Annotated in this window: 6 protein-coding genes; 3 read left to right on the top strand and 3 right to left on the bottom strand. The window is 56.5% G+C overall.

Features of this window, described 5'->3' with window-relative positions; genetic code table 11:
• The first annotated feature begins 167 nt into the window (after positions 1-167).
• Genes JZY08_RS27290 through JZY08_RS27280 form a run of 3 tightly spaced genes read left to right on the top strand, consistent with a single transcriptional unit; the run spans position 168 to position 3,386 of the window.
• Entirely contained in the window at positions 168-764 is a 597-nt protein-coding gene (locus JZY08_RS27290) for a recombinase family protein (RefSeq protein WP_024710158.1), read from the top strand.
• Entirely contained in the window at positions 757-2,409 is a 1,653-nt protein-coding gene (locus JZY08_RS27285) for an IS481 family transposase (RefSeq protein WP_003501095.1), read from the top strand. The genes JZY08_RS27290 and JZY08_RS27285 overlap by 8 nt, the downstream gene beginning before the upstream one ends.
• A complete protein-coding gene (locus JZY08_RS27280) occupies positions 2,409-3,386 on the top strand; it encodes an ExeA family protein (RefSeq protein WP_024710159.1) in 978 nt (325 codons plus the stop codon). Before JZY08_RS27285 ends, JZY08_RS27280 begins: the two co-directional genes overlap by 1 nt.
• A 109-nt stretch (positions 3,387-3,495) precedes the next feature.
• Here the strand turns inward: JZY08_RS27280 and JZY08_RS27275 are convergent, their stop codons facing one another.
• From JZY08_RS27275 to JZY08_RS27265, 3 genes are all read right to left on the bottom strand, one after another.
• Positions 3,496-4,038 carry a hypothetical protein gene (locus tag JZY08_RS27275; RefSeq protein WP_216333612.1) on the bottom strand — a complete coding sequence of 181 codons (543 nt, stop codon included), beginning with the start codon at positions 4,036-4,038 and terminating at the stop codon, positions 3,496-3,498.
• Complete coding sequence (locus tag JZY08_RS27270; RefSeq protein WP_216333610.1) at positions 4,035-5,219, bottom strand: polysaccharide pyruvyl transferase family protein; 1,185 nt, start codon at positions 5,217-5,219, stop codon at positions 4,035-4,037. The genes JZY08_RS27275 and JZY08_RS27270 overlap by 4 nt, the downstream gene beginning before the upstream one ends.
• A 34-nt stretch (positions 5,220-5,253) precedes the next feature.
• Positions 5,254-6,356, bottom strand: a protein-coding gene (locus JZY08_RS27265; protein WP_216333640.1) for an IS3 family transposase whose coding sequence is annotated in 2 segments (ribosomal slippage) — positions 5,254-6,095 and positions 6,095-6,356 — 1,104 coding nt in all. Because the reading frame shifts where the segments join, the coding sequence is not laid out codon by codon here.
• Positions 6,357-6,400 lie beyond the last annotated feature (44 nt).

The following is a 6,400-nucleotide window of genomic DNA, read 5'->3' as shown; positions in this document are numbered from 1 at the left end:
AGTTGGTTTCCATGGATCGTTTGTCATAAACGAGGGTTTTTGAGCATGCCATAGCGCATGCCGTCACGCCCCTTGAATGGCGCGATGGAATCTTCTCAAAACTGTTATAGAAACGGTTGTCGCAAAATGCTATGTGTCCAACGACTTTCAAGAACATTTGGATGGCTATGCGGGTCGGGTACGCCAGGGTCAGCACGATCGATCAAAATCCGGAGCTTCAGCTTGAGGCGCTGAGACGCGCCGGTTGCGAGAAGGTGTTTACCGAGCGCGGGTCAGGCGCTCGCGATGACCGCCCGGAATTGGGCCGAATTCTCTCCGACGTGCTTCGCACTGGTGACACGCTCGTTGTCTGGAAACTCGATCGGTTGGCGCGATCGCTAAAGAAGCTCATCGCGACGGCGGAAGAGTTGGAGCGCGCGAAGATCGGGCTCGTGTCCTTGACCGAGAGCATTGATACGACGACGCCGGGCGGCATGCTGACCTTCCATGTCTTCGGTGCGATCGCCCAGTTCGAACGTGCTCTGATCCGCGAACGCACGACGGCTGGACTGGTCGAGGCGCGGCAACGTGGCCGCAAGGGTGGCCGCCCGCCCGCGATGCGCCCGGGCGATATTGCCGCGGCGCGCGCCCTGATGAAGGAAGGCAGCATACCGGTACGCAATATTGCGCAGCGCATGGGGGTTTCTGTTGCAACCCTCTATCGTCATATCGGCAAGAAGGGTGGCTCTCCCAAAACAGTGGAATCCGAGGACGTCCATGGCTGAGCGGAGAAAGCGGCCGCCCGGAGAGGCTCTTGTCGATCTTCGACGCCGATTGTCGCTGCTTTCTCCCCGTGATCCAGGCCGTACCGAGATTGTTGCTCGTGCCGCCGATGCCTACGGCATCTCGATCTGGACCCTGTATCGGGCGCTGCGGGAGTTGAACCGCCCGAAATCCGTACGGCGCGCCGATCACGGAACCTCCCGGATCGCCCCGCAGCCGGAGATGGAAACCTATGCCGAAATCATCGCGGCCCTGAAGATCAGAACGGCGAACCGGAAGGGGCGGCATATCTCCACGGCGCGCGCCATCAAGCTGCTTGAGGAAGACGGCGTGGTGACGCCCGATGGCCTGGTCCGTGCACCGCCCGGCATCTTGAAACGCGCAACGGTCGATCGGCTGCTGCGTGTTTCCGGCCTGGATTATGCGCGCGTCACCCGCCCGGTGGCTGCCGTCCGATTCCAGGCGCGGCGTTCCAACGAACTCTGGCACTTCGACATGAGCCCGTCCGACCTGAAGCAGGTGGAAGCGCCGCTTTGGGTCGAGGAAGGGCGCGGCCGGCCGACGCTGATGCTGTTCTCCGTGGTCGATGATCGCTCCGGCGCGAGCTATCAGGAATACCGCTCCGTCTACGGCGAGGACGCGGAGTCCGCCTTGCGCTTTCTCTACAATGCCTTCGCCGCCAAGCCTGAACCGGAACTGCCGCTTCAGGGGATTCCAACGACCATCCATATGGATAACGGGCCGGTGAGCCGCTCGCGCGTTTTCCAGTCCGTCATGGGTAGCCTTGGTGTCCGGGTTCTCACGCATATGCCCCCGTCGGACAGCGAGCGGCGCACGCCGGCGCGAGCGAAAGGCAAGGTCGAGCGGCCGTTTCGCACGATCAAGGAAGTGCACGAGACCCTCTATCATTTCCACAAGCCGAAGGACGAAGAGGAAGCCAACCTTTGGCTCAGGCGCGCCTTGGTCACCTACAATAACGGCGACCATCGCACAGAGTCTCATGCACGCATCGAGGATTGGCTGCGGCATCTTCCTCCTGACGGGGTGCGGGCGATGTGCTCCTGGGAGCGGTTCTGCGCCTTTGCGCGCGAACCGGAACGACGGACGGTTGCTGGAGACGCGACCGTATCGGTCGAAGGCGCATCCTATGAGGTCGAGCCCGAACTTGCCGGCGAAACGGTGACCTTGCTCTGGGGCCTGTTCGATCAGGAACTGTTCGTCGAGCATGAGGGCAAGCGCTTCGGTCCATTCCAACCTTCGCGCGGGGCGGTTCCCCTCTTTCGCTATCGCAAATACCAGAAGAGCAAGCTCGAAGAGCGGCTCGACAAGGTGGTGCGCCTGGCAGACCAACTTGGGCTCCCCCGCGCCGCGGTCACCGGCGGGGATCGTCCATTGCCTTCGCTGCCCCCGACCACGGCTGGGCTGAGTGTACGGCGGACACCGTTTCCGGAACCCGCAATAGAGACCGCTTATCCAAATGGCCTCGCAGCCCGTGGGGCCATCGCCGACCAGCTCGGCCGGCCGATCGGCGCGATGAATGCCGGTGACCGCGCCTTCATCAATGAACTGCTTGGAGAAACACTCGACAAAAAGATGATCGCGGCCCGTATCCGCGAACGCTTCCAGGCGCGAAGAAAGGAAGAATGATGCTCGCTGACGTTCAATCCAGTTACGGCCTCGACCGGCCTTTCCAAGGGGCCGGCAACTTTGAGACCGAGCATCAGCGCACGATCATCCGCGAGGTGTGTGCGGCCGTCCAGACCGGTCGGCTTGTCGTGGTCTCCGGCCTGGTCGGTTCGGGGAAAACCCACCTTTTGCGCCGCATCGAGGCCGAACTCACCAAAGCCGGCAAGGTCGCACTCGCCAAATCGCTGGCGGTCGACAAGCGGCGCACTTCGCTGCCATCGCTCATTGAAGCCCTGTTCTACGACTTGTCTCCCGGCGATCGTGCGCAGGTCAAGATCCCCAAGCAGGCCGAGCGCCGGGAGCGCGACCTGCGCGACATCATGAAAAAAGGCAAACGGCCGATCGTCCTCGTGGTCGACGAGGCCCATGACCTGCACCACAAGACCTTAACCGGCCTGAAGCGACTGATGGAGGTGGTCGCCGACGCCGGCGTGCTCCTTTCCGTACTTCTTGTCGGGCATCCCCGGTTGCGCAATGATCTGCGCCGGCCGCAAATGGAGGAGATTGGCTACCGCACGACCATTTTTGACTACGAGGGGATCGGCTCCGCGCGCCGCGACTATGTTGCCTGGCTGCTTGGCGCCTGTGCGGCCGAAGGCGTAAAGGTTGGCGAACTCCTCGAGGAAGAAGCCATCGACCTCATCGCCGAACGTTTGCGCACGCCGCTTCAGATCGAGATGCATCTCACCCTCGCATTCGAGCAGGGCTTTCGCCTCGGCGCCAAGCCGGTTACCGCCGAAATCGTCGAGCAGGTCCTGTCCCGCGCCATCGACGATCTCGAACCGACGTTGACCCGAAATGGTTACGATGCGACGGCTCTGGTCACGCACCTCAATGCTCGGCCGTCGGATATCCGCGCCTTCCTGGCGGGCACCCTTGATCCCGAATATTCCCGTCAGCTGACCGAGCAACTACGACAGGCAGGCGTCCCGGTTTGACCATGCCGTCGCTGGCAATTAATCTGAGCACGTGGCGGATGTTTGCAAGCAGACCCGGATGTTTGCGAGCACATTGGCAAAGAGCGTGAGCACGACGCCCGCTCCATTGTCAGATAATTCGAGCAGAAAATGCCGATGTTTGCGAGCAGAGGCGCTTATGTTGGCAAGCCGCTACAGCTACTAGTCGCACAGGCACTGCATCTGAGCCCTCGACAGCTTCGAGCGTGAAGGCCAGTGCCTCGGGGTCTTGTTGTTCGACCGGCACCAGTGGCAAAACTTCTTTTGCGGCTAGATCAATCTCGCGCTCGACAAGCGGATAGGCAATGCCGCCTGAGCAATATTGCGTCACCCGCAATATTGCCCGCCCCTGGCCCTCCAGACGCAGTGCAAGCGTTGACAGGCCAGCGATCCGGCGCCATTTTAAAAGGCTAAACGCATTGTAATATGTGTTGAAGGCAGCTACCTCGCCAGGCACTAGAGACAGGCCGTTGGTATTCGCCAAACGACCGCCGCCAGATGGCCAACGGGTGAACAACGGAGAGATGAGAAAGTGATCCGGGCTCGCCAGAACAATATTCTGCAAGACAGATGGAGTGGGCATCTCCCTCTTGGGGATGCTCGCCGTTGCGTTACCATCAATGCAATTATTCATTTTCTATATTCTTTAGTCTGTGGCCGTTGCAATTGGGTTCTGGTACCTGTGAACACCATGTCAACGACAGTGCCCTTTTGCAATGCTATATCATATTCCGCCAAGTCCGGCGTTGGGGCGTTCACAAGAGTATCATAATCCACCGCATCGCCCATGAAATCCGCCCAGTTCGACCCAAGCTCTGTCAGTGAACTATGCTTTACGCCATAATATGCATCGCCGCGATGCACATAGGCACCCTTCGCCCCTAACCTTGCGGCAAGGAGGTGCAGGTGAAATCGCGTGGTGATGCATATGTCCCCAGAAGATATAGGTAAACCACGGGTCAGGATATCATATTTGTGCATCACATGTATTTCATTTGAAATCTGTGACTGAATTTCTTCAAGAAATTTTCTATCTGGCTCATCATGAAGCTTTAGATAGGATATATCAATTCTATCTCCGGCCTGGTTTATTATATCTTTTACTGTGTTCATAATCTGTGGGAATATCACATCTCCTTGCAAATCTGATTGAATGCATAAATGCAGTCGTGGCTTTTGGATTGTTTTTGATCTTTCACGCTTGGGTGGAAGGATGAATGCGTCATCTAAACCGAAAATAAAGTTCGATAAGCTGAATTTTTCCGTAAAATACGTAAAGCTCGCTTCGTCGCGCACCTCGATAAAAGAAAATTTAGAAAGAATATCTACCAAGACATCATCATTGCAAACTGGTGCTGGCGTCATGCCAAGCCCAGTTCCAAAAATAGGAACACCCAGTGTTTGTGCTATATTAGACAAACATGAGGCCATACCCCAAGCTTCATGGAAAAATGTGTTCCAATACCCGCCTCCTAAAAAGTGAACAGCATCAATAGATTCTAGAACCTGCATATAATCACGCGATTCTTTTAACTTTGCTGCAGCCGATTTACCCGCAATGATCGCTCTTTCTGTCTGATTTTCTACACCAGTTATATCTCCAAAAGCGCGCTCATATTCCTCGGTTATTACAGGCATTAGCTGAAAAAGCGGATTTGATTCATACAGATTTAAAAGCCACCTGTCTTTTCTCGGCGATATTATATGCAGATCAGGGCGACGGCTTTTGTAAAGATCTATCCATCGATCCAAAATATAGTCATCGCCAAAGTTGCCGCAGCCACCAAAGCTATACAGTGCTCTGAGCCCCAACATTGGACCGCCGGATATTAGAGTTTTCCGGCTCTGATCACGATAGCGGGCTGGTTGCGCCACCGGGATTATGCATGTCAATCGGGACCTTATACCCGATTGAAGAATGAGGACGATCCTCATTATAGTATCGACGCCAAGTCTCCAACTTTTCGCGTGAATCTGCACGCGTTAAGAACCAATGGGCGTTCAGGCACTCTGCTCGCAGCTTGCTGTTAAACGCCTCGATGAAGCCGTTATCGGTCGGCTTTCCGGGCCGGGAGAAGTCCAGGGTGACATTGTTGGCATAGGCCCAAAGATCGAGATCGCGGGAAACGAACTCACTGCCGTTATCAACCCGGATTGTTCTGGGATAGCCAGTCCCCTTGCAGATACGTTCCAACGTCTGAACCACATCCTCACCGCGATAGGTGAACCGAGCGTCGGTGGCAGGGCAATAGCGGGAATGCGTATCCACAACAGTCAGGATACGCAGTTTCTTGCCTGTCGCGAGCTGGTCGTGAACGAAGTCCATGGCCCAGACATCGTTGGGACCAACCGCAGCCTGGCGGTCATCCCGAAGCTTTGCCTTCACCCGCCTCTTGGGGTGTTTGTTGCGCAATTGAAGGCCTAACTCGTTGTAAATTCTGCGCGTCTTCTTCATATTGATTTTCCATCCGTCACGGCGAAGGTGGACATGGACACGGCGATATCCATAACGAACGCGCGTCTCGCATATCTCCTTGATCCGTCGCTCAAGTGGGGCCTGTCCGGTTCGTCGGGATTTGTAGTGATAGCTCGAAGTGTCAAACATCAGGACCTTGCAGGCCCGTCGGATTGATATTCCCCAATCCACCACCATCGCGTCGATCAGCTTGCGCTTACGGGCAGGCCTTAGAGCTTTCGGCGGATAACGTCCTGCAGCATCTCGCGATCTAGCGTCAGGTCGGCAACGATCCGCTTCAAGCGGTTGTTCTCGTCTTCCAAAGACTTCAGACGACGCATCTCGTCCGGCAGTAACCCTGCGTATTTCTTACGCCAATTGAAATAGGTCGCCTGGCTAATCCCCGCCTTTCGGCAAATCTCTGCCACCGGCGTGCCGTCATCACCCTGTTTGAGAATGAACGCCTTCTGGGCGTCCGAAAAATTAGATGCTTTCATCATTTCCGCTCCTGTTCCCAGCCGGGAAAATGCACCGGAAAACT

Source organism: Rhizobium sp. X9 (genome assembly GCF_018873185.1).
Classification (GTDB): Bacteria; Pseudomonadota; Alphaproteobacteria; order Rhizobiales; family Rhizobiaceae; genus Agrobacterium; species Agrobacterium oryzihabitans.
Note: the sequence above shows the minus strand (reverse complement) of the source record. Positions and strands in the feature narration are given on the sequence as shown.